The sequence below is a fragment of the Bradyrhizobium sp. 482_C4_N1_8 genome (genome assembly GCF_052075965.1).
GTDB lineage: Bacteria > Pseudomonadota > Alphaproteobacteria > Rhizobiales > Xanthobacteraceae > Bradyrhizobium > Bradyrhizobium barranii.
On record NZ_CP197231.1, the window covers coordinates 8,350,947 to 8,369,700 of the forward strand.

The window sequence follows — 18,754 nt, forward strand, 5'->3', positions numbered from 1 at the left end:
CTCAGGCCTCGGCCGGCTCGGCAAGATGTTGCAGAGCGACCGCGCGGATCGCATCCGTGAACGGCGCCGACTTCCGCTGGCTGCGGTCCATATGCACGCCGGTGATGTCGCAGAACGCGGCGATCTCGCCAGTCTCGGCATTGGTCATGTCGTGCCGGAAGCGGATCGACTTGTCGCGGACCTCCAGCAAATGGCTGCGGATCTCGACGATGTCGCCGGCGAGCAGCTCCCGCCTGTAGGTGATGTTCTGCTGGACGGCGGCCATGCCGCGGCCGGAAGAGCGCAGATAGCTCGGCGTCAGCCCGAGGCGGGCGAACAGATTCCAGTTGGCCTCGTCGAATTTTCCGACATACCACATGATGTTCATGTGGCCGACATGATCGCACTGCCACGGATAGACCGTGCCGCGATAGGTCGCCTCCTGCATCGCAATTCCTCCTGCCGTTTTTCCGCCCTCTGATCATTGATACGGTAGCGTATCAACGCCTCCGCGCGTTAGCAATACGGTACCGTATCAAGAACCGGTGAGGCTTCCTTCATGAACGACGGCAAGGGCGATGTCTGGGTCGAGGCAGGGTTTACCGAGCTCGCCCGCTCGGGGGTCGAGGGTGTCAGGGTCGAGGTGCTCGCCAAGAACCTCGGCGTCACCAAGGGCGGCTTCTACCGCCGCTTCGCCGACCGTGCCGCGCTGCTCGATGCCATGCTGGAACGCTGGCGCGAGGGACGTGCGGCGTCAATCGCGCAGCAGACAAGCCTCGATGGGCAAGAGCCCCGCGAGCGGCTGAAGGCGGTGATCCAGCTCTATTCCGAGCGGCTCAATCCGGAGGGCATGGCGATCGAGCTCGCGATCCGGCAATGGGCCCGCTCGGACGAAAACGCCGCCGCGGCGGTCGCGAGCGTGGACGCGGCGCGGCTCAAGCACGTCGCCGAGCTTTATCGCGCGACCGGCCTCGAGGCCGAGGCGGCCGAGGCGCAGGCCTTCCTGTTCTATTGCTTCATCTTCGGCCAGAGCTTGCTGTTCGTCGAGCGCGGTCCACGCAAACGCTCGCAGCTCGTGGCGAAGTCGGCCGAGAAGCTGCTCGACTAGCGAAATGGCCGGAGCTTTGCTCCGGCCATCGCATCATGTCGAAGCTCAGGCGGCGCCCTTCAGCTTCTTGTTGCACTCGCTGTAATAGCCGCCGCCCTTCTCGATCCACTTCATGCCGCCATTGCCGTTGGTGGTCTTGTTGGCGTTGTACTGGTCGACGCAGGTGTGGAGGCGGGCCTTGCCGGCGGTCTCCTTGGCGTATTTCGGGTCGACCGCATTCGGATAGATTGCGGGTCCGGCCGGCAGGGTTGGCGCGGCAGCGGGGGCCGCCTCCTTCTTCGCCTGCTTCGGCTCGGCAGGAGCGGCGGGCGCAGCCGGAGCAGCGGCGGCCGGCGCGGCGGCAGGCGTCGCATCCGCTCCGCACTGGGCCTTGCGGAAGTCATTCCACTTCGTTGTGCCAAGCGAGCCGTCCTTCTTGGCGGCCTGGTATTTCGCGCTGCACTCCTGCGAGGTCAGCGCCTGCGCCGGCGCGCTCGCGACCAGCGCGGCAAAGCCCGTCAATGCAACCGCACACAGCAATTTTGATTGAATGGTCATCCTTGGTCCTCCTCCTTGGTCTTCCCCGACGGAAGCGAAACGAGGATTGCTATCCTAGCGTGCCGCCCGGCCGCGACAAGGAAGCGATGGCTCCTGCCGCCAAAATATAGTGATCCCCCGGCTCGGATTATTCATGTCGCGTTCAGCAAGGCGAGCCGACGTTCCCAACCCTCCGCAATCTCGCAAGAGTGCACCACCATGACCTTCACGTCTCGCCTCGCCATCGTCGCCCTGACCTCCCTGCTCGCCACCGGCACCGCCTTCGCGCAGACCGCCGCGCCGGCTGCCAAGACCGACGCCAAGACCACAACTGCCGCCGCCCCCGCCGACAAGAAGGCGTCGAAGGAGCGCTCGGCGGAGTCGCTCGAATGCTCCAAGCAAGCGGACGCCAAGGCGCTGAAGGGCAAGGAGCGCAAAAAATTTCGCCGTGAGTGCATGAAGGAAGCGAAGGCCGGCACCGCCGCCCCCGCCGCCCCCGCCGCCGACAAGAAGTAAATCCGTCACACTACGGCTCGCGAGCATCCGTGAGAGGCGCGCGCATTGCGGCATGACGAAGCTGCAATTGTGTGCCTCTCGCTGATTTGCGATAAGGTGGCGTGAAGCAAATCACCGCCTCCCTGCCGTTCGAATGGCCAAGCCGTGCCAAGATCTTGAGCACGGTGGAGACGCTCGTCATCGGCACCGTCGGCGGCCTCGTGTTTCTGGTCGCCGGACTTCCCGGGGGACTGATCTCGGGCTCGATGATCGCGGTCGGGATCGCCGCGATCGCCGGCCGCCAGCTGGCGCTGCCGCCGATCCTGACCCAGACCGTGCTGGTGCTGCTCGGCATTTCACTGGGCTCGGTCGTCTCGCGCCACCTGCTGCAACAGGTCAGCGCCTATCCCCTCACCATCGGCCTGCTTGCGCTCGCGACCTTCTGCTCGACCTTCGGCTCGAGCTATTACCTCCAGCGCATTCATGGCTGGGACCGCACCTCGGCCTTCCTCGCCGGCAGCCCCGGGGCGCTGTCGCAGATCACGATCCTGGCGGTCGAGCGCGGCGCCGACCTGCCCGGCATCGCGGTGGTGCAGACCATGCGCGTCATCATCCTCACCGCGGCGCTACCGATGGTGCTCGCGTTCGCGGGCGTGGCGCCCTCCGTCGCACCGTCGCTGACGACGACGATCGCCTCACCGCTCGAGCTCGTGGAGCTGGTCGCGGCCTCGCTGGCCGCGGCGCTCCTGCTGCGGCTGATCAGGTTTCCGGCGAGCTGGATGTTCGGCGCGATGATCGCCTCCAGCGTGCTGCATGGCGCAGACTGGGTCGAGGGCGGCCTGCCGAACTGGGTGCGCGGCGTGGCGTTGATCGGCATCGGCGCATTGATCGGCAGCCGTTTCGCGCGGATGCGGATCAAGACGCTCGCCGGCCACATCCATGCGGCGCTGGGCTCGTTTGCCGTGGCCATCGCCGTCTCCGCCATCTTCGTCGGCATCATCGCGCTCACCGCGCAGGTGAAATTATCGGATGTCGTCGTCGCCTTCGCGCCGGGCGCGATGGATGCGATGCTGGCGCTCGCGCTCACGCTGCACATCGACCCGATCTTCGTCGGCGCCCATCATTTGTCGCGCTTCGTGTTCGTGACGATCGCGACCCCGGGCATCGTGCACCTGTTCGGCCGCACGCAGGACGATGTGGATGATTAGCGAAGCGCCGCAGTCGTAGCGGAGCTCCGGTCTCGTAGGATGGGCAAAGGCGCGCTAGCGCCGTGCCCACCATGCTCCCGCACTATCGCTAAAAATGGTGGGCACGCTTCCGCCATCGCTCTTCGAGCTACGGCGGACAAGTCGCTTTGCCCACCCTACGGCGCTTGCCTAGCGCTTCGCCGTCCGCAAAAATCCCCACGCCGCGATCGCGGCCATCAACAGCGAGATCAGCACATTGTAGCCGGCGAGCGAGAGACCGAGGAAACGCCACTGCACCTCGTCGCAGCGCACCACCTTGACGGTATCGAGCTTGGACAGCAGGTCGGCGGCATTGCCGAGATTGATGACGGGACCGGAGCAATCGGTCGGGCCCTTCCAGAACCCCCATTCGACGCCGGAATGGTAGGTGCCGAGGCCGGCATTGGCGAGTGTCGCCAGCGCGAGGATCGCAAGGCCCGCGAGCAGCAGCGGCCGCGGCGCCCCGCTCCGCGCCGCAAGCGCCGTGAGCACACCGACCGGGATCGCGAAATAATAGGCGTAGCGCTGCTCCAGGCACAGCGGACAGGGCAGGATCTCCAGCACGAGCTGGAAGAACCAGGCGCCGGCGATGGTCGCGGCGGCAATCAGCGTGACGAGCACCGAGGCAGTCAGCGCGGGACCGGTCCCAGCCGGCCTGAATGCAGGTATTGCGGCACTCTGGGTCGTCACGGCAGCCTCTTCCGATGGGGTCGCTTTCTTAAGGCTCTAACCCCGGCCCAGGCGGCTGTCGAGAACGGCCGGGATCACTTTGGCGCGGGTTGACCCTGCCCTGTCCATGGCTATAGTCCGCCCGCTTTGCGAGGCCCTTTCCAGGGCCGACCGGGAGCCCCTGTGGCGGAATTGGTAGACGCGCTCGACTCAAAATCGAGTTCCGCAAGGAGTGCTGGTTCGATTCCGGCCAGGGGCACCAGCCTTCGCTGCTTCGCAGCTACGGCTGGGCGAGCCAGGCTCCAGTCTATCCATGCGAAGCAGGGAAGGCTGTCCCGCCGAAGCCTTGGCGAAGGCGGACTAGATCAACGAATCCGGTATTTCCCTCCCCTTCCAATCGTCACATCCCGCCTGTATAAACCGGTAGCTTCTTCTGTAACTCGAAGGAGCTCACATGAACGACCTGCATACGTGGCTTTCGCAACAGCACCACGGCCTGCGCACCTTCCGGACATTTCAGCAAAAGCTCGAGACGCTCGGCCGGGACGATCCCGCCCAGCGCGGTCTTTGCCGCCTGTTGAGCGGCCTCGTCGGCAGCTATGTCGAGGCCTTTGACGAGGAGCCGCTGCCGGTCGAAATCGCCGATGGCGCATATCAGCGTCTGCTAACGCTGGTCGAGAGCATCGATCTTCACGGCGACGCCGACCGCCGGCTCGCCGACATCAACCGCGTGGCGGAGAGTGAGCTCTGGCGGTGAGAGGCGGCACGGCCGTCGCCATCGCCCCGGCTTGATCACGAGAGACGCGTGTAGGTCGTGTTCATCGTGTAGTCCTTGCGTGGACCCGATACGACATGACGGACGACGAACGTTCCATCCGGCCGAAACATGTAGGCCGACTGATAGTCGTCGTGCTTGCAAAGATGGCTCGCACGTCCGCTCAGCACTCCCCCGGAAGATGCGGACAGTGAAATCTCGTGAAACAGCCGCGGCGGATCTTCCCTGAAGAAGACCTTGAATCCTCCGTCGCTGTTGCTGAAGACGTATTCGCGTTCGGCCTGCACAATGGTGCCGTTCGCGAGCTTCAGATGTCCCTGCTCACGATAGGCCAACCGCCCCCCGTCCAGTGGCGTGAAGATCGCGATACCCTGCATCGTAGCCTGGCCTTCGATGACACGGTCGAAGGACCACGAGCCGATCAGCTTTTTCGTGACGTCCGAGGCGTCACCCCAAAAATCGATCATGACTTCGTTCATATCTTCAGACCTGCACATCAACCAACCGGTCCAGCCTCACAGGACCCGCAGCCGGGAGTTCGACTTCGGCGAGCCGATACCTATATCCTACCGCAACGAAATGGTGATGCAGTGAGCAGCTTTGATGGCCAGGAGACGCACGACGGAAGCGGACGCCGACGACCTCCCCCGCTATTTCGTCTGGGTCCGGGGCCTCGAGGGCCCCGAGCCGCAGAAATGGATGGCGATGGATTTCGGCATCGGTGACTGGAAGCGGCCGCAAGTGCTGGCCTTTCTGGAGCTGCCGGAAGGCGAACGGCACCTGCCGCTGTCGGCGCTGGCGCGCCGCTATCCGCCGCCGCGGGTGGAGACCTAGCGCTCTCTCACTTCCCCCTCGCCGCGGTCGGCGTCAACCCAAACCGCCTGCGGAAGCAGCGGTTAAAATAAGAGAGATCGTTGAAGCCGCAGGCAAAGGCGATGTCGCTGATGCGGCCCTCGCGGTGCGCCAGGAGGTCGGCGGCCTTGCGCAGACGCAGCTCAGTGAGGCGGGTGGTGAAGCTGGCGCCGGCCTCGAACAGCAGTTCGTTGACGTAGCGCTCGGAAAGGCCGGCGGCGGCGGCAAGCTTCTGGGCGGAAAAACCCGGCTCGTGGAAGCGCGCCTCAAGAATCGACAGCACGGCCTTGAGCCGCACGACGCGCAGGCCCCCGCGTCGCGCGGCAGTGGCGATATCGCTGCGGGCACCGAGACCGATCGCGGCAAGGTCGAGCAGATGGCCGGCGATCGCCATGCCGGCCTCGTCGGCGGCCGTGGGATTGCGGAGGAGGAGATCGCTGTAATCCATCGCCAGCGACAGCGCGCCGCCGGGCTCGAGCTCGCAGCCGACGAGATCGTCGATGTCGGCGACCATCGCGCGCAGCGTATCGACCGGCAGATGCACGTTGGTGAAACGCTTTTGGCTCGCGCCGTCGGCCGCGAAGAACGGCTCGTCCAGCTTGAGCAGCACCATCGCTCCCGGCCGCATGGTGAATTCGCGGCCACGATGGATCACCTGAGACGGAAGATCTCCGGTGTTGCGCGCGAGGCAAAAGCGGTCGTCGCCGGTCTCGATCACCTGGCGCTTCTCGCGCCGGACCGTGACGAAGCTGCCGTCGCAACGGCCGAGCATGGTGGTGCCGATATGGATCGAGTTCATCGTGGCGCGAAACGGCACGTCGGACGCCGGATCGAGCTCGCCGGTGTTGGAGAAATGCTCGAACAGCTCCGCGAAGCGGATGAAGCGCTGCCGGTCGGACAAGTCCTGCGGCAGCATCTCGGTCGAGAGCGACTTCCTGATGACGGACATCGAGAACGACTTTTCGAGAATGGCTTTTCTAAGTTCTTCAAAAAAAGACTTGGCGCTCGCTGAACCTCGCACGCCAAACGGACGCCCGCAGAAGACCAGCATACCGCAAGCTATCAGCACGCCAACGTGAATCAAGCTGCGCCGGTCAGTCCAAGCTGCGACGGCGCTGGCGCCGGTCAGTCCAAGACGCCCCGCACAGGCGGGCCCTATTCAGGCCGCGGATGCGGCATCCCGGCACAGACGGGACTGCATCCGGGCAAACGGGCGGCCCCAGCCTGACGCCCGCTGGAGGAGACAACGACATGCGAACCTCTCTACCCCGCAGCCTCGTGCTCGGCGGCGCCATCGCGACCAGCCTCTGCATCGGTTACGCGCTTGGCGCGCAGCCGCACATGGACGAAGCCATCGCGATCCTGCAATCGGCCCGCGCCGAGCTCGGCAAGGCAGAGCCGAACAAGGGCGGTCATCGCGAGAAGGCGATCGGGATGATCGACCAGGCGATCGCCGAAGTACGCGCCGGCATCGCGTTCGCCGCCGGCCATTGAAGCAACGGCATTCGGGAGGAAGACATGATACGCACCCTGTTTGCCACGGCTCTCACGCTCGGCGCGATCACGGGCGTTGCCCAGGCCATGCCGCTCACCCTGCTCAACGCAGCCGCGAACGGCGACGTCATCGCGGTCGCCGGCGGCTGCGGCCCCGGCTGGCACCGCGGCCCCTATGGCGGCTGCCTCAGGAACTACGCCAACCCCGCCGCGCATGCCTGCCCGCGCGGCTACCATATCGGCCCCGGCGGCGCTTGCCGCGGCAATGGCAGGTAGGAGCTGAACATTCCGCCTCTCCCCGCTCGCAGGGGAGAGGCGTCCGCCGACATCGCGCCTCTCGCCACCGGCACCAGCAAGACCAAACGTTTTCGTAACCGTCATGCCGCGGCGTCCGACCGCGGCAGGGCGGCGGCGCGATCCCGCTTGCTACCTCAACGGGACTATGCACAGAATGCACCTGTTTTCATAACGCAACCATTGATTGAAATCGTGGAGTACTGAACGGCTCCGGCCTGAAGTGCTTCACCGTCGATTGCCAGAGGGGCCCCATGACCCACCATGATGGCGCGCAGAATGGCGATTCTGCCAGACCCAAGCACACGCATGACGATGCAAGCGCCGGCGGGCCGACCGCCACCACCCTGTCGAAGCGCAAGCTGGTGCTGTTCGCCGACGGCACGGGCAACGCGTTCACCGCCCAGGAATCCAGCGTCTGGCGGCTCTATGAAGCGCTCGACCACACCCAGCCGGACCAGATCGCCCACTACATCAAGGGTGTCGGCACCGCCGGCTGGGCGCCGCTCGCAGCCATCGACGGCGCCACCGGCATCGGCGTTCCCTCCAACGTCCGCAAGCTCTACCGCTTCCTGTGCTGGAACTGGCGCGAGGGCGACGAGATCTACATCTTCGGCTTCAGCCGCGGCGCCTTCACCGCGCGCACGCTGGCGGCGCTGATCGCGAGCCAAGGGTTGGTGCCGGCGGAAATCAAGGGCGAGCCGGTCTCGCATGCCGAGATGGAGCGCAACGCCATGTCCGCATGGCGGGAATACCGCAAGGAATCGGTGGGCTATCGCAGCCTGCCGACGATCTGGATTACGCGCTGGATTCGCGACCTGCTGCTCATCATCTACCATTTCGTCTGCGGGCACCGCTCCTATTGCACGGTCCGCAAGGCCATGGCCGGCCGCAAGAACGTCAAGATCGAATTCCTTGGGCTGTTCGACACGGTCGAGGCTTTCGGCGTACCGATCGAGGAGCTGCGCGTCGCGATCGACTGGGCAATTTGGCCGATTTCGTTCCGCAATCACCGGCCCTCGCGCAAGGCGAAGCACATCTGTCACGCGCTCGCGCTCGACGACGAGCGCACCACCTTTCATCCGCTGCGGATCGACCAGAGCCGTCTAGCGAATGACCAGACTGTCAAGGAGGTGTGGTTCGCGGGCGTCCATTCCGACATTGGCGGCGGTTACCCGGAATCCACCCTCTCCTTCGTTCCGCTGGTCTGGATGACCGAGCAGCTCGGTGGCCAATTGCGCTTTCAGAACGGCACGATCGAGCGTTTCCGCGAGTATCAATCGGCGATCGGGCCAAAGCACGATTCACGCAGCGGCGCCGCCGTGCTTTACCGCTACGGTCCGCGGCCGATCCTCGAAGGCGATGTGAACGGCGGCAAACCGGTCGTTCACTTCGCCGTGGTCGAACGAATGCTGTTCGGATGCGACGATTATGCGCCGATCATGCTGCCGGCGAACGCGCGGGTGCTGATGCCCGACGGAAGCATCAAGGAGCTCACCAACGACGGCGCGCACCAGGCCATGCATGACGCCTACGCGAAGAAAGCGAGGCGTCCGATAAGCAAGGAGGAATCCGACGCCTTCACTGGAATGAAAGCGCCAGACGCGGACATGGCGAATCTGGCGCGCGGCGCCGTGTGGTGGCGACGCGTGGCCTATTTCGCGCTCCTGATCATGACGGGCATCATTGCCGCCTGGCCGTGGATCGCCCACAAGATCATAGATACATCCGGCAAGAGCCTGCGCGATTTTGTCAGCAACATCGACTGGGGTTTCAGCGCCATACTCGGCTCCGTCGCGAACCTGCTCAAGAACGTGTTGCCCTCCTATGCGGGGCCATGGCTCAATATCGCACTCTATTATCCTGTCGCGACCTCACTCGTCGTGCTGGTCACGTGGTGGGTCTGGAGCATCAACGCCTCGCTGCGTGATGGCATCCAGGAGCGGGCGCGGCTCGCCTGGTACCGGCCGGAACGGAAGGCGAGCGCAAAAAACCTCAGCCGGATGAGTTGGTTGTTCAGGTTTGGCGGTTTGATGCAGCGAAATGCGCGGTGGATGAGCTTTCCGTTCACCAAGATCATCTTTCCCGTCGTCTCCATCGTCGTCATCTACGCCGCGGCCTTGCTGATCGCCTCGAGCAGCTTCTTCACCTGGCGCGTCGCGACCGGACAGGTTTGTGAAGCCCCGGAAACAAAAGCCGCAGAGGCGCAGAAAAAGGGAGCGAACGTCGCGATAGACATTCCGCCAGCCAAGCCGGTGGGCGACAACGCGCTTCCTGCGACCGAGCTTTTCAACGTCAACCAGTTCTGCTGGGCAAGCAGGCTCGCCGTGGAGAAGGGCCGCAAATACCGGGTCTGGATCGATATCGACCAACGCTGGTTTGACCGTACGATCATGACCGGCGTCAACGGATTCCAGACCTACGAAAACCACCATTACCTCGCTCTCCCGACCCGGCGACTGTTCGGCGCGGACTGGTTCCAGCCGGTCGTACGCGTCGGCGAGAAGGGCCTGAACGATCGGCCGCTGCAGGCCATGAACGTGATGTCGGCAGATGAACTGCCGCGCCGCATTGACCCGACCCTTCCCGAGGAAAATGCTCAGGATGAGCCAAAAAACAGATATCCCGTCCGCATCGAAAGCGCTGAGGAATCGAGCACGGACGATGCGGCGAAGCTGACGAAACTCAAGGCCGATATCGCGAAGATGGGCACATTCGATGCGCTTCCGCCAGACGAGTCGGCACGCAAGGTCTGGGACACGCAGAAACTTGCAGACCGGATGGTGGCCGAATTCACCGCACCTGATTCCGGCGAGCTGTTCTTCTACGTCAACGACGCCGTGCAGATCGTCCCGGGCTTCCTGCGATGGCTGGCTCCGGCAAAATACGCCGACTATTTCGGGCCGGACGAACAATACTACAAGAACAACAGCGGCACGGCGCGGATCACGGTACAGCGTCTGCCCGCGCCGCCGACGCCATCGGCTGCGGCAAAGCAGTAGGCGCCGGCCACAACGGAGCGGAAGAGTGACAACGCCCCCATGATTATGGGTGTCGCGGCGTCCGCGCCGCGGCTAAACTTGGCCTCGCGCCGCGGGGGACACGCGGTGCGGGACGATGAACATGAGCGAACAGGGCGAGACGGGTGAGGCCATCACCATCCTCCTCGTCGAGGACGACGCGCCGACCTGCTGGCGGCTCCAGGATGCGCTGGTCAAGGCCGGCTACAAGGTGCGCAGCGCAGGCACGCTCGGCGAGGCGCGCCAGGCCCTGAACGGCGGCGCGCCGCGCGTGCTGCTGACCGATCTGCGGCTGCCCGACGGCCGTGGCATCGAGCTAATCCGCGAGACCCGGCAGCGCTTTCCCGACACCGAGATCATGGTGATCTCGGCGCTCGGCGACGAGGAGAGCGTGATCTCGGCGATCACCGTCGGCGCCACCGGCTATCTCCTGAAGGACGCCTTCCCGACCGATATCGCCACCACCGTGCGCGATCTGGTCGCCGGCCATTCGCCGATCTCGGCCTCGATCGCCCGTTTCATCGTGCGCAGAACGCAAGGCGTCGCGCCGAGTTCGGTCGAGCCGCCGCGGGGTCCCGTACTCAACACCGCACGACTCACCCCGCGCGAGATCGATATCCTCTGGGGCATCGCAAAGGGTTTCAGCTACGCCGAGATCGCGAGCCATCTCGGCCTCTCCAGGCAGACCGTGCCCGGCCACATCAAGAACATCTATCGCAAGCTCGAAGTGCACACGCGCAGTGAAGCCGTGTTCGAGGCGGTGCAGCAGGGCCTGATCAAGCTGTGAGCGAGATCGCGGTGAAAGCACCTGCGCGACCGCGGCGCCGGCTGATCGCGGCGCGCCTCGTGCCCTATCTGCTGCTACAGGCGCTGATCGTGATCGTCACCATCCAGGGGCTGCGGCTGCTCCAGCCCAGCGACCCCGACGATTATGCCGTGAGCGAATTTTCGCTGCGGGAGGACGGCACGACCCGGGCGGTGACGTTGCCGCATTTCACGTCGTCGCGCTACGCGCTCCAGGACCCGCCGCTCTATTCGGGCACGTTCGTCTTCAAGCCCGATGCGGCAAACACGGCCTGGTCGGTCTTTCTGCCGCGCTTCAGCAACGGCGTGGAGGTCGCGGTCAACGGCGTCGCGATCCTGGACTCCCGGCGCGATCCCACCGCCAACCGGCCCGACCGCAACACGCCGGAGATCGCACTGATCCCGTCGTCGCTGCTGCGCGACGGCAGCAACGAGATCACCGTGCGGCTGTTGGTGTGGGGTCCGCTGCGAGGCTTCCTCGACACCGTCTATGTCGGGCCGGACGAAAGCCTGCGGGGAGCCTACGAGACGCGCACGCTGCTGTTCGTGACGCTGCCCGTGGTGTTCTCGGCCTGGCAATCGTTGCTGGCGGTGATCCTCGCCATCATGTGGCTGATGCGACGCCGCGAGCCGGTCTATGGCGTGCTGGCGGCAGGAATGCTCGTCGGCGCGATGCAGGCCTTCGCGCCGGCGCCGCTGCCGCCCGCGCCTTATCCGCGGCTGGCCGCCATCCTGCTGGCGTCCGCGCCGATCGAGAGCGCGCTGGTCGTGACGTTCGCGGTGCTGTTCTTCGGCTGGCGCTGGCCGCGCTACGGGCTGCTGTTGTTCGCGCCGGGGCTCGTCATCCTGCTGGTCGGGCTCTTTGCGGGCCAGCCGATCCCGCGCATCACCTTCCTGTTCCTCGGCGTGCCGACCGTGGGCCTGTGCCTGATGCTGCTGGTCGTCATCCTGACGTGGGCGGTGATCAGGCGGCAGGACGCGGCGAGCTTTACCTTCGGCTGCGCCGTGACCATCGTGCTGACCTGCTGGTTTCACGACATGCTCTCGGCGTTCGAATTCGTGCCGGACGATCGCACCTTCGTCACGCGGCTGTCCTATTCCGCGATGCTGGTGGCGATAGGCGCCGGACTGACCTGGCGCTTCGCCCGCGCGCTCAACGAGGTCGACAGCTTCGCCGGCCAGCTCATCGCACGCGTGCGCGAGGCCGAGGAGCGGCTGAAGGCAAGCTTCGCCCGCGAAGAAGAGCGGGCGCGGGCCGCCGCACTCGCCAACGAGCGCACGCGGCTGATGCGCGACCTGCATGACGGCCTCGGCGGCCAGCTCGTCAGCATCGTCGCGCTCTCCGAGCGTGGACACGAGGGCGCGACCATCACGGACGCTGCGCGCGCCGCGCTGAAGGATCTGCGCCTGGTCATCGATTCCATGGACGACATCGGCGGCGACCTGATGCTTGCGCTCGGCTCCTGGCGCGAGCGTGCGGCGGCACAATTGCGGCCACACGACGTCGCACTCGAATGGCACGTGGCGACGCCGCAGGGCCTGCCGCTCCATCCCGAACTGCGGCCATGGCACGTCATCCAGATCGTGCGCATTCTCGACGAGGCCGTGACCAACGCGGTCAAGCACGCGCAGGCGCGCCATATCGTTGTTACCATCGAGACGCGCGACGATGGCCAAGGAGATGGTGACCGGCCGTGTGGCGTGATCAGCGTTGCGGACGACGGCATGGGCTTTGCCCTGTCCGGCAACGGCGAAGCCGGGAGTGCAGGCCAGACCGCGCGGGGTCTGCGCAACATGCGAAGCCGCGCCGCGCGCTGCGGCGCGGTGCTGGATCTGGCCTCGGATTCCTCGGGGACGCGCGTACGGCTGCAACTACCGAAAATCTTTCCCGATAGCGACGCCGCCGCCACGGGCTGAAAAGCCCCCTCCCCGAACGTGTGGGACGCACGGAGAGAGGGAACGGGCCGGATTATCGTCATGCGGAGGACGGGGGGTTCGTCCGCAAGTCATCCTTTCGCCCGAAGCGATGCAATCAACTCAATCAAACGAGATCGTCAGCGCACGCCGACGCGATTGACCGGGCCTCCGCGATTCATCGGCGTTCCCGCACGAACGCCGACGCCGGGCGCGCCGACCCCGGGCGTCGCCACCGCGACCGCGGCGGCCGGCGCAACCACCACCGCCCCGGTCGGCCGCACCACGCAGCCCTTGGGCACGCCGACCGTCTTGCAATAGACCACCGCCTGCGCCGGGCTCGTGCCCAGCGACACCATCGCCGCACCCGCGAGCATCATGACCGTCAGGCCGGCGCTCAGCGCTCCCACGTTTTTCGACATCTTGCTCTCCTGCTTCCCGTTCGGCGCCCCGATGCAATCACCGGGTTTCGCAGCCGACGTGCAGCCTGAATGGCAAAAGACGGCGCGCGGATACATGCCATGAAGATGGGGGTGTGGCGGGCGAGCCGATGCCATGAACATGGCATGGACCGGCAACGCCCTCCGCGAGATGGTCCGGCTCACCCGATCCCAGCGGGACCCGTCACAATCCCAAAGAGGTGTTTCATGAAGACTTCAGTTCTTGCCGCGCTGCTGCTCGCTGCCGCCATCCTGCCCGCCGCTGCGCAATCCGGTCCGACGCCGCAGGAGCAGATGGCCTGCCGCGGCGACGCCGGCAAATTCTGCGCCGAACATGTCGGCAAGCCGCCGCAGATGAATGCCTGCCTGCGCGAGAACAAGACAAAGCTCTCGGACGCCTGCCGCAAGGTGGTGGAGTCGCACGGCGGGTGATCTTCTTCCCCCTGTGGAGAAGGTGCCTTGCCAATGGCAAGGCGGATGAGAGCTGCCTCGACGCACCCAGAGCAGAGACTCTCTACCGCGAGCCACCCTCTCCCGCGAAGAAGGGAGGGGGACAGCAGCTAATTCGTCAGGCCATAGACGTCGATGCGGCCGTCATAGGTCGGGCGATAGATGCGGCCTTTCCAGACGATCGGACGGTTGAACTTGGGATGCATGAAGGCGTGCTCCGGGCCCCAGTCCTCGCTGTCCCAGATCACCTGGAGCCGTTTGGAGCCATCCGGATTGGTGGCGAAATTCTGCGCGTCGTAGACCAGGAAGCGGCCCGGACTGAGAATCATGTTGCTGTCCTGATAGGGCACCATCGCCACGATGATGCCATCGGTGCCGTTGTTGGCGGCAAGCGTGATGCTCCAGCCAGGCATGCCGCCCGGCGGACGCGGCGATTGCGGCGAGGCGATCTCGTTGCCCCCGGCGAGATAGGTCGTTCTCCCGTCGGCCGCAATCGACCAGGCCCGCAAGGCGCTGTTCTCGCCGCCGACGAAATGCATGGTGCCGTGGGTGGCGGACTGGAACAGCAGCGGCGTGCCATGCAGATGCCGCGTCGCGCCGCCGGGAAACACGTTCAGCTCCATCGGTGACGCCGGTGCCGGCGGCACGGCGGGATCGAAATACGTGTACAGGATCGGTGGCATGAGAAGCCTGTTGTAGTTCGCCGCGAAATGGCCGGCCGCAAGTTCGCCCGGCTGCGTCTTGCCGAGCGCATTGGCATTGCCGGTGTAGAGGATGCCGTCCTTGCCCGCGGCCAGAATGGCATGGGCGGAGGCGACGTAGACCGGACCGCCGGAACCGAAATCCTGGTCGCCCCACATCGACTCGTTCATCGCCTCCATGTGATGCGCCACGACCGGCGCGATCTGCGCATCGGTTGCACTGCGACCCGAGGTGACCGCGACATGCGGCATCTCGCGCGCATACCGAGGCTTCAGCGTCATTCCCATGCGCCTTGCATGCGCGATCACAGAGGGCAGGGAAACATTCGACGGCAACGCCAGTTCGTCATTGTCGTCGTCGGCGGCTGCTGCGTCCGCGGCCGCGCCGACCCGGTTGGCGTCGGTCCATGGCGCCCACCACGACATGACCTCGAAATGCGCATGGCTTCCGGTGTGCAAGGCGAGCCGCACGATGCTCTCGCCGAAATCGCCATGCTGCGGCGAGAACGCTCCGTTGCCGGTGATGACGTAGATTGAACCGTCGGGAGCGAGGGCCGGGCCGGCCCCGCTCTGCCACAGCCCGCCGCCGGAGCCGGTGACGGTGGAGCACCACGACGCAGCGAGCCGCCAGGCATGGACGTCGACCGCGAGCAGCCAGCCGCGCGCCGTCTTCGACGTCTCGGCGATCGTGCCGAAGGGAATCAGCACGTGGTTCCGCGTCAGCGTCAGGGCGCTGCGCTGCTTGCGCTGGGCCGAGACGAATTTCTGCACCGGCAGGCCGTTCGGCGGCGTGTAGACCGCGCCCTCCAGGTTCAGCAGCCCGTGCACCTTCGAGCCGTCGCGGATCCGCAGCGCCGCGAGGAAATGCTGCCCCTTGGCGACGCTGCCGTCGTCGCTGATCCAGGCGCAGGCATAGAGAATGCTCGCCCCCTCGTCGATCACCGGGGTCGAGAGAATGCCCCAATGGACGTTGGTCATGTGGCCGTCGATCACCCTCGTTCCGACGATGGGACGCCCCAAGTTGGTCGCCCAGATCTTCTCACCGGTCACAGCGTCGAATGCATAAACCCAATTGCCCATGCTGGCCTGCAAGATCAGGTCGCGGGTCTTGCCGTCGGCCGTGTGCACGCCGCCGACCGCCAGCGGCTGCGCCTCGAGCCTGGGATCGTCGGGAATCGGAAGGCTGAAGAGTTTGACGATGCCCCTGCTGCGGACGGCGGTCGCCGTCAGCACCGTCTCGGAATTGTTCGCACCGGTACGGGCACGGTCGTAGCTGCGGGTCGTGACGGAGGCGACCATGGTCAGGCTCCGTAGGCGAGGAGGCTTCCGGCCGCAATCAGGCAAGCCGCCGCAAGCGGTCGTACGTCGCGCAAGCCTGCGCGCCACCCGCTCGACACGGCGGCTCCGCAGGCAAAGCCGAGCCCGGCCATGATCGCGCTCGACAGTGCGGCAACGGCCGGCGCATCAGGCGTGCGCGACACGAGATTGTCGATCGCCAGCAGCGGTGGCAGCACATAGAACCAGCCCGGCGCATTCAAAAGACGTTGCGCGATGGGGTGGCGCACGACCAGCGATGCGCCGCACGCGATCAACAGGATCGCTGCGAGCCCGCCCGCGACCGGCATCGTGACGCCGAGCGCGGAACCCAGCGCATCGCAAGCGCCGAACATCAGAATGAGCGGCAGCACATGCGGTTGCGGAACGATGAGTGCGAGCGCAAAGGCCACGATGAGACTGTCCGCGGACGTCCACAACAGATGTATCGACATGGAAACCTCTAAAAGGTTTGCAATGCGAAATAAGTGAGGTCAGTCGAGAAGGCCGCCCCGTCGTCCGCCTTCGAGGGCCATTGCAGCGCGGTGAAGCCGCGATTCCGCGCGTGTCGCGCGAGAAAGTGGAGCAGCCAGGCAATGCCGGCTCTATCAACCGGCGTCGGCACGGTGACGCCTTCGCGGTACGGCGCGAAGAAGCGACCCCAAGCTAACAGCGCTACGCCCATGACGCGGCCTTTGGCTAGCGACGCCAATCATGCATTGAACGGAGATCGTCTGGAAGTTGAAATTCGAGACAAGCACGTCCGCAGAACGAACCGTCGCTCACGATCGCGTGCACGACGGCGAGGATGGGCGCTAATCGTCGTCAGACCCGAACAGCCTGATCTGCGGCAAGCCGCCGCGCGGCCGGCTCGCGACATCGCGCGCGTCGGAATCTTCGCGGATGTTGCGCGCGACGTCATCCCAATCGGTGCGGTCGCGCATGCCGCGCGGCTCGCGGGGATCGTAGTGCCGGCGCTCGGCCCAGCGCTCGCGGCGCTCCGTGCGGCGCCGTTCGGACGCGGCGCGCTTCACATCGGAATCCCTGGCCTTGGCATAGGCGTTGTCGGGTGAGGATGGCTGCTCTGTCGATGCCTGCTGCTCGGCAGGCTTTGCGACTTGCGGAGGCGATGCCGGTGCCGGCTTGGGCGGCTCGGCCGCGGCCGCCTGGGAAGGCTGCGGCGCTGGCGGCTCGGCGTTCGCTTGACTTGCCTGCCTGTCGGGCTTTGCGGGTTCGGATTTGGCTTCGGCCTGTGCCGGCGCGGCGATCATGGCGCCGAAGGCTTGCGAGCCGGTGAGATATTGCAAGCGCTCGGACGGAGCGTCCGTCGTCGCTGGTTTGGCGGCTTCAGCGCGCTGCGACATCTTGCTCGTGTCCGGCCCCTGCTTGGGCGCGACCGGATTCATGATATTGCCGGCGACGATGCCGCCACCGAGACCAATGGCGATGGCGGCAACGATCGTTCCGGCACCGACGAAATAAGCTGTCGAGGCGCGCATTGATCCACTCCCTCTTTGGAGCGGGCAACGCTTGCCGATTGCCGGATGTTCCCGATGCGGGGCGCAGTTCCCGGAGGAACTTGCGCGTCAGATCTGCTGCGCGACTTTTTCAAGCCCGATGATGCGGGCGAGCTTGCGCACTTCTTCCTTCTGATCCTCGCGCAACTGGAACAGCAGCGGCATTGCGGCCGACTTCAACTGCTGGACCTCGTCGCAGTTCGGATCGATCGGCACGCCCGGCGCGTTCGGATTGGAGAGCTTGTTCGCAGAGATCTTGCGGACGACATTGCGCAGCGCGGTCTCGACCGAGGGCCAGTAATATTCCTGCGACGACGACAGTTTCAGGCGATCCCTGATGCCCGCGATCTGTACGTCGGACAGCAGCGAATAGCTTTTCTGCGGCTGCGGCTTGGCGGCGACCTTCGGCTTGGCCGGAGCTTCGACCGGAGCCTCTGCGGCAGCAGGCGCTTCATGCACACTCGCCTTGGGCATCGGGAAATCGGCGGGCGTTGCGGCGGCAAACGCCTGGCGCAGCGGCTCGGTCAGCACCGGCGCCTGCGAAAGCTTGTCGGCGGGGACCTGGACCGGATCGATCGCGGCCGAGGCCAATGCCAGCGTCGGGACCAGGCGGTCGGCCTTGGCGGCGCGATTTGTCGAAAGCTGCTTGGGCGGCGGAGCCTGCGTGATCATCTCTGCGCTGACGCTGGGCACGCTGTCACGGCCAAGGATGGCGGTGGTGGCGGCGCCGAGGACGAGGAAACAGGTCAGCACGACGATGGTGATGGCTTTGGACAAACGTCTCTCCAGGCCCAGCTTCAAGTCCACGTGATGGGTGCCCGGAAACTGGGCGGTAAATAAGGCTTAACCGTGCCATCGTAACGGCAATCGCGCGGACTGCGGCGACATGCCCGAAATCTCAAGAAAATCAGGCAGCTAGCGCCAGGTCGTAGGCATCCTGGATGTCGGCGACGATCTCGGAGGCCTCCCAGACCGCGCGCGGCTCGACCGATTGCAGCGTCACCGTCCAGTTGCCGCCCCGGCGGGTGCGGGGGACGCTGAGGATGTCGAAGCGCACGTTGCGGCACAGCGGATGACGGGCCAGAGCATGGGCCACGCGGACCCGGATTTCGTCCAGCGTCGCGGCTGTCTTGCTATTGAGAAAATCGAAGTCCATCGCCTGTCCCTCTCGGTCCTGATTGGCGGC

General features: G+C 65.5%; 23 protein-coding genes and 1 tRNA gene. 12 read left to right on the forward strand and 12 right to left on the reverse strand.

Annotated features, from left to right (window positions below):
- Position 1: 1 nt before the first annotated feature.
- On the reverse strand, positions 2 to 427 hold the full coding sequence (locus AB7Z56_RS39615) for an acyl-CoA thioesterase (RefSeq protein WP_014491606.1): 426 nt from the start codon (positions 425 to 427) through the stop codon (positions 2 to 4).
- Positions 428 to 538: 111 nt separating this feature from the next.
- On the opposite strand from AB7Z56_RS39615, the gene AB7Z56_RS39620 reads away from it, so the two are divergent.
- Positions 539 to 1,087 (forward strand): TetR/AcrR family transcriptional regulator, encoded by a 549-nt coding sequence (locus AB7Z56_RS39620; protein ID WP_028159202.1) that lies wholly within the window; start codon positions 539 to 541, stop codon positions 1,085 to 1,087.
- A gap of 45 nt (positions 1,088 to 1,132) precedes the next feature.
- On the opposite strand, the gene AB7Z56_RS39625 is transcribed toward AB7Z56_RS39620, so the two are convergent.
- A complete protein-coding gene (locus tag AB7Z56_RS39625) occupies positions 1,133 to 1,624 on the reverse strand; it encodes a hypothetical protein (RefSeq protein ID WP_063985822.1) in 492 nt (163 codons plus the stop codon).
- 198 nt (positions 1,625 to 1,822) lie between these two features.
- Between AB7Z56_RS39625 and AB7Z56_RS39630 the strand changes: the two genes are divergently transcribed.
- On the forward strand, positions 1,823 to 2,119 hold the full coding sequence (locus AB7Z56_RS39630) for a PsiF family protein (RefSeq protein ID WP_063985823.1): 297 nt from the start codon (positions 1,823 to 1,825) through the stop codon (positions 2,117 to 2,119).
- A 101-nt stretch (positions 2,120 to 2,220) separates the two neighbouring features.
- Positions 2,221 to 3,306: an AbrB family transcriptional regulator gene (locus AB7Z56_RS39635; RefSeq protein ID WP_063985824.1), complete on the forward strand. Its 1,086-nt coding sequence runs from the start codon at positions 2,221 to 2,223 to the stop codon at positions 3,304 to 3,306.
- A gap of 168 nt (positions 3,307 to 3,474) precedes the next feature.
- Here the strand turns inward: AB7Z56_RS39635 and AB7Z56_RS39640 are convergent, their stop codons facing one another.
- On the reverse strand, positions 3,475 to 4,014 hold the full coding sequence (locus tag AB7Z56_RS39640; RefSeq protein ID WP_063985825.1) for a disulfide bond formation protein B: 540 nt from the start codon (positions 4,012 to 4,014) through the stop codon (positions 3,475 to 3,477).
- Between the two features lie 156 nt (positions 4,015 to 4,170).
- On the opposite strand from AB7Z56_RS39640, the gene AB7Z56_RS39645 reads away from it, so the two are divergent.
- Positions 4,171 to 4,255: transfer RNA gene (locus AB7Z56_RS39645), tRNA-Leu, on the forward strand.
- 192 nt (positions 4,256 to 4,447) lie between these two features.
- Positions 4,448 to 4,750 (forward strand): hypothetical protein, encoded by a 303-nt coding sequence (locus AB7Z56_RS39650; protein ID WP_028147344.1) that lies wholly within the window; start codon positions 4,448 to 4,450, stop codon positions 4,748 to 4,750.
- Positions 4,751 to 4,785: 35 nt separating this feature from the next.
- Here the strand turns inward: AB7Z56_RS39650 and AB7Z56_RS39655 are convergent, their stop codons facing one another.
- Positions 4,786 to 5,235 (reverse strand): DUF6314 family protein, encoded by a 450-nt coding sequence (locus tag AB7Z56_RS39655; RefSeq protein ID WP_231143670.1) that lies wholly within the window; start codon positions 5,233 to 5,235, stop codon positions 4,786 to 4,788.
- A gap of 136 nt (positions 5,236 to 5,371) precedes the next feature.
- Here AB7Z56_RS39655 and AB7Z56_RS39660 point away from each other — a divergent pair, with 136 nt between their 5' ends.
- Positions 5,372 to 5,602: a hypothetical protein gene (locus tag AB7Z56_RS39660; protein ID WP_063985827.1), complete on the forward strand. Its 231-nt coding sequence runs from the start codon at positions 5,372 to 5,374 to the stop codon at positions 5,600 to 5,602.
- A 7-nt stretch (positions 5,603 to 5,609) separates the two neighbouring features.
- On the opposite strand, the gene AB7Z56_RS39665 is transcribed toward AB7Z56_RS39660, so the two are convergent.
- A complete protein-coding gene (locus tag AB7Z56_RS39665) occupies positions 5,610 to 6,569 on the reverse strand; it encodes an AraC family transcriptional regulator (protein ID WP_063985828.1) in 960 nt (319 codons plus the stop codon).
- A 302-nt stretch (positions 6,570 to 6,871) separates the two neighbouring features.
- Here AB7Z56_RS39665 and AB7Z56_RS39670 point away from each other — a divergent pair, with 302 nt between their 5' ends.
- The 5 genes from AB7Z56_RS39670 to AB7Z56_RS39690 all read left to right on the forward strand — a co-directional run bounded on the left by AB7Z56_RS39670 (position 6,872) and on the right by AB7Z56_RS39690 (position 13,149).
- Positions 6,872 to 7,114: a hypothetical protein gene (locus tag AB7Z56_RS39670; protein WP_063985829.1), complete on the forward strand. Its 243-nt coding sequence runs from the start codon at positions 6,872 to 6,874 to the stop codon at positions 7,112 to 7,114.
- Between the two features lie 24 nt (positions 7,115 to 7,138).
- Positions 7,139 to 7,390: a GCG_CRPN prefix-to-repeats domain-containing protein gene (locus AB7Z56_RS39675; protein ID WP_063985830.1), complete on the forward strand. Its 252-nt coding sequence runs from the start codon at positions 7,139 to 7,141 to the stop codon at positions 7,388 to 7,390.
- Positions 7,391 to 7,662: 272 nt separating this feature from the next.
- Positions 7,663 to 10,410, forward strand: a complete 2,748-nt coding sequence (locus AB7Z56_RS39680) for a DUF2235 domain-containing protein (RefSeq protein ID WP_283017753.1) — start codon at positions 7,663 to 7,665, stop codon at positions 10,408 to 10,410.
- A gap of 121 nt (positions 10,411 to 10,531) precedes the next feature.
- On the forward strand, positions 10,532 to 11,215 hold the full coding sequence (locus AB7Z56_RS39685) for a response regulator (protein WP_441256778.1): 684 nt from the start codon (positions 10,532 to 10,534) through the stop codon (positions 11,213 to 11,215).
- Positions 11,212 to 13,149 carry a sensor histidine kinase gene (locus tag AB7Z56_RS39690; RefSeq protein ID WP_063985832.1) on the forward strand — a complete coding sequence of 646 codons (1,938 nt, stop codon included), beginning with the start codon at positions 11,212 to 11,214 and terminating at the stop codon, positions 13,147 to 13,149. Before AB7Z56_RS39685 ends, AB7Z56_RS39690 begins: the two co-directional genes overlap by 4 nt.
- A 137-nt stretch (positions 13,150 to 13,286) precedes the next feature.
- On the opposite strand, the gene AB7Z56_RS39695 is transcribed toward AB7Z56_RS39690, so the two are convergent.
- The gene (locus AB7Z56_RS39695; protein ID WP_014491556.1) at positions 13,287 to 13,568 is read right to left on the reverse strand and encodes a hypothetical protein; all 282 of its coding nucleotides are present in this window, start codon (positions 13,566 to 13,568) and stop codon (positions 13,287 to 13,289) included.
- A 225-nt stretch (positions 13,569 to 13,793) separates the two neighbouring features.
- On the opposite strand from AB7Z56_RS39695, the gene AB7Z56_RS39700 reads away from it, so the two are divergent.
- Entirely contained in the window at positions 13,794 to 14,018 is a 225-nt protein-coding gene (locus tag AB7Z56_RS39700) for a cysteine rich repeat-containing protein (protein WP_063985833.1), read from the forward strand.
- A gap of 128 nt (positions 14,019 to 14,146) precedes the next feature.
- Here AB7Z56_RS39700 and AB7Z56_RS39705 read toward each other — a convergent pair whose 3' ends face one another.
- The 6 genes from AB7Z56_RS39705 to AB7Z56_RS39730 all read right to left on the reverse strand — a co-directional run bounded on the left by AB7Z56_RS39705 (position 14,147) and on the right by AB7Z56_RS39730 (position 18,724).
- A complete protein-coding gene (locus AB7Z56_RS39705; protein ID WP_063985834.1) occupies positions 14,147 to 16,036 on the reverse strand; it encodes a hypothetical protein in 1,890 nt (629 codons plus the stop codon).
- Between the two features lie 2 nt (positions 16,037 to 16,038).
- A complete protein-coding gene (locus AB7Z56_RS39710) occupies positions 16,039 to 16,506 on the reverse strand; it encodes a hypothetical protein (RefSeq protein WP_063985835.1) in 468 nt (155 codons plus the stop codon).
- Positions 16,507 to 16,514: 8 nt separating this feature from the next.
- A complete protein-coding gene (locus AB7Z56_RS39715) occupies positions 16,515 to 16,736 on the reverse strand; it encodes a hypothetical protein (protein WP_063985836.1) in 222 nt (73 codons plus the stop codon).
- 130 nt (positions 16,737 to 16,866) lie between these two features.
- Positions 16,867 to 17,550, reverse strand: a complete 684-nt coding sequence (locus AB7Z56_RS39720) for a hypothetical protein (RefSeq protein WP_231143671.1) — start codon at positions 17,548 to 17,550, stop codon at positions 16,867 to 16,869.
- A gap of 87 nt (positions 17,551 to 17,637) precedes the next feature.
- Positions 17,638 to 18,345: a hypothetical protein gene (locus tag AB7Z56_RS39725; protein ID WP_063986734.1), complete on the reverse strand. Its 708-nt coding sequence runs from the start codon at positions 18,343 to 18,345 to the stop codon at positions 17,638 to 17,640.
- Between the two features lie 130 nt (positions 18,346 to 18,475).
- The gene (locus AB7Z56_RS39730; RefSeq protein ID WP_028147356.1) at positions 18,476 to 18,724 is read right to left on the reverse strand and encodes a hypothetical protein; all 249 of its coding nucleotides are present in this window, start codon (positions 18,722 to 18,724) and stop codon (positions 18,476 to 18,478) included.
- Positions 18,725 to 18,754 lie beyond the last annotated feature (30 nt).

Excerpts from the sequence above, each read along its gene's own strand:
- AB7Z56_RS39620 (WP_028159202.1), top strand. The coding sequence starts at position 539 with ATGAACGACGGCAAGGGCGATGTCTGGGTCGAGGCAGGGTTTACCGAG.
- AB7Z56_RS39665 (WP_063985828.1), bottom strand. The coding sequence starts at position 6,569 with ATGTCCGTCATCAGGAAGTCGCTCTCGACCGAGATGCTGCCGCAGGAC.
- AB7Z56_RS39685 (WP_441256778.1), top strand. The coding sequence starts at position 10,532 with ATGAGCGAACAGGGCGAGACGGGTGAGGCCATCACCATCCTCCTCGTC.
- AB7Z56_RS39680 (WP_283017753.1), top strand. The coding sequence starts at position 7,663 with ATGACCCACCATGATGGCGCGCAGAATGGCGATTCTGCCAGACCCAAG.
- AB7Z56_RS39720 (WP_231143671.1), bottom strand. The coding sequence starts at position 17,550 with ATGCGCGCCTCGACAGCTTATTTCGTCGGTGCCGGAACGATCGTTGCC.
- AB7Z56_RS39615 (WP_014491606.1), bottom strand. The coding sequence starts at position 427 with ATGCAGGAGGCGACCTATCGCGGCACGGTCTATCCGTGGCAGTGCGAT.
- AB7Z56_RS39675 (WP_063985830.1), top strand. The coding sequence starts at position 7,139 with ATGATACGCACCCTGTTTGCCACGGCTCTCACGCTCGGCGCGATCACG.
- AB7Z56_RS39730 (WP_028147356.1), bottom strand. The coding sequence starts at position 18,724 with ATGGACTTCGATTTTCTCAATAGCAAGACAGCCGCGACGCTGGACGAA.
- AB7Z56_RS39715 (WP_063985836.1), bottom strand. The coding sequence starts at position 16,736 with ATGGGCGTAGCGCTGTTAGCTTGGGGTCGCTTCTTCGCGCCGTACCGC.
- AB7Z56_RS39660 (WP_063985827.1), top strand. The coding sequence starts at position 5,372 with ATGGCCAGGAGACGCACGACGGAAGCGGACGCCGACGACCTCCCCCGC.
- AB7Z56_RS39625 (WP_063985822.1), bottom strand. The coding sequence starts at position 1,624 with ATGACCATTCAATCAAAATTGCTGTGTGCGGTTGCATTGACGGGCTTT.
- AB7Z56_RS39695 (WP_014491556.1), bottom strand. The coding sequence starts at position 13,568 with ATGTCGAAAAACGTGGGAGCGCTGAGCGCCGGCCTGACGGTCATGATG.
- AB7Z56_RS39710 (WP_063985835.1), bottom strand. The coding sequence starts at position 16,506 with ATGTCGATACATCTGTTGTGGACGTCCGCGGACAGTCTCATCGTGGCC.
- AB7Z56_RS39630 (WP_063985823.1), top strand. The coding sequence starts at position 1,823 with ATGACCTTCACGTCTCGCCTCGCCATCGTCGCCCTGACCTCCCTGCTC.
- AB7Z56_RS39705 (WP_063985834.1), bottom strand. The coding sequence starts at position 16,036 with ATGGTCGCCTCCGTCACGACCCGCAGCTACGACCGTGCCCGTACCGGT.
- AB7Z56_RS39700 (WP_063985833.1), top strand. The coding sequence starts at position 13,794 with ATGAAGACTTCAGTTCTTGCCGCGCTGCTGCTCGCTGCCGCCATCCTG.
- AB7Z56_RS39655 (WP_231143670.1), bottom strand. The coding sequence starts at position 5,235 with ATGATCGATTTTTGGGGTGACGCCTCGGACGTCACGAAAAAGCTGATC.
- AB7Z56_RS39650 (WP_028147344.1), top strand. The coding sequence starts at position 4,448 with ATGAACGACCTGCATACGTGGCTTTCGCAACAGCACCACGGCCTGCGC.
- AB7Z56_RS39670 (WP_063985829.1), top strand. The coding sequence starts at position 6,872 with ATGCGAACCTCTCTACCCCGCAGCCTCGTGCTCGGCGGCGCCATCGCG.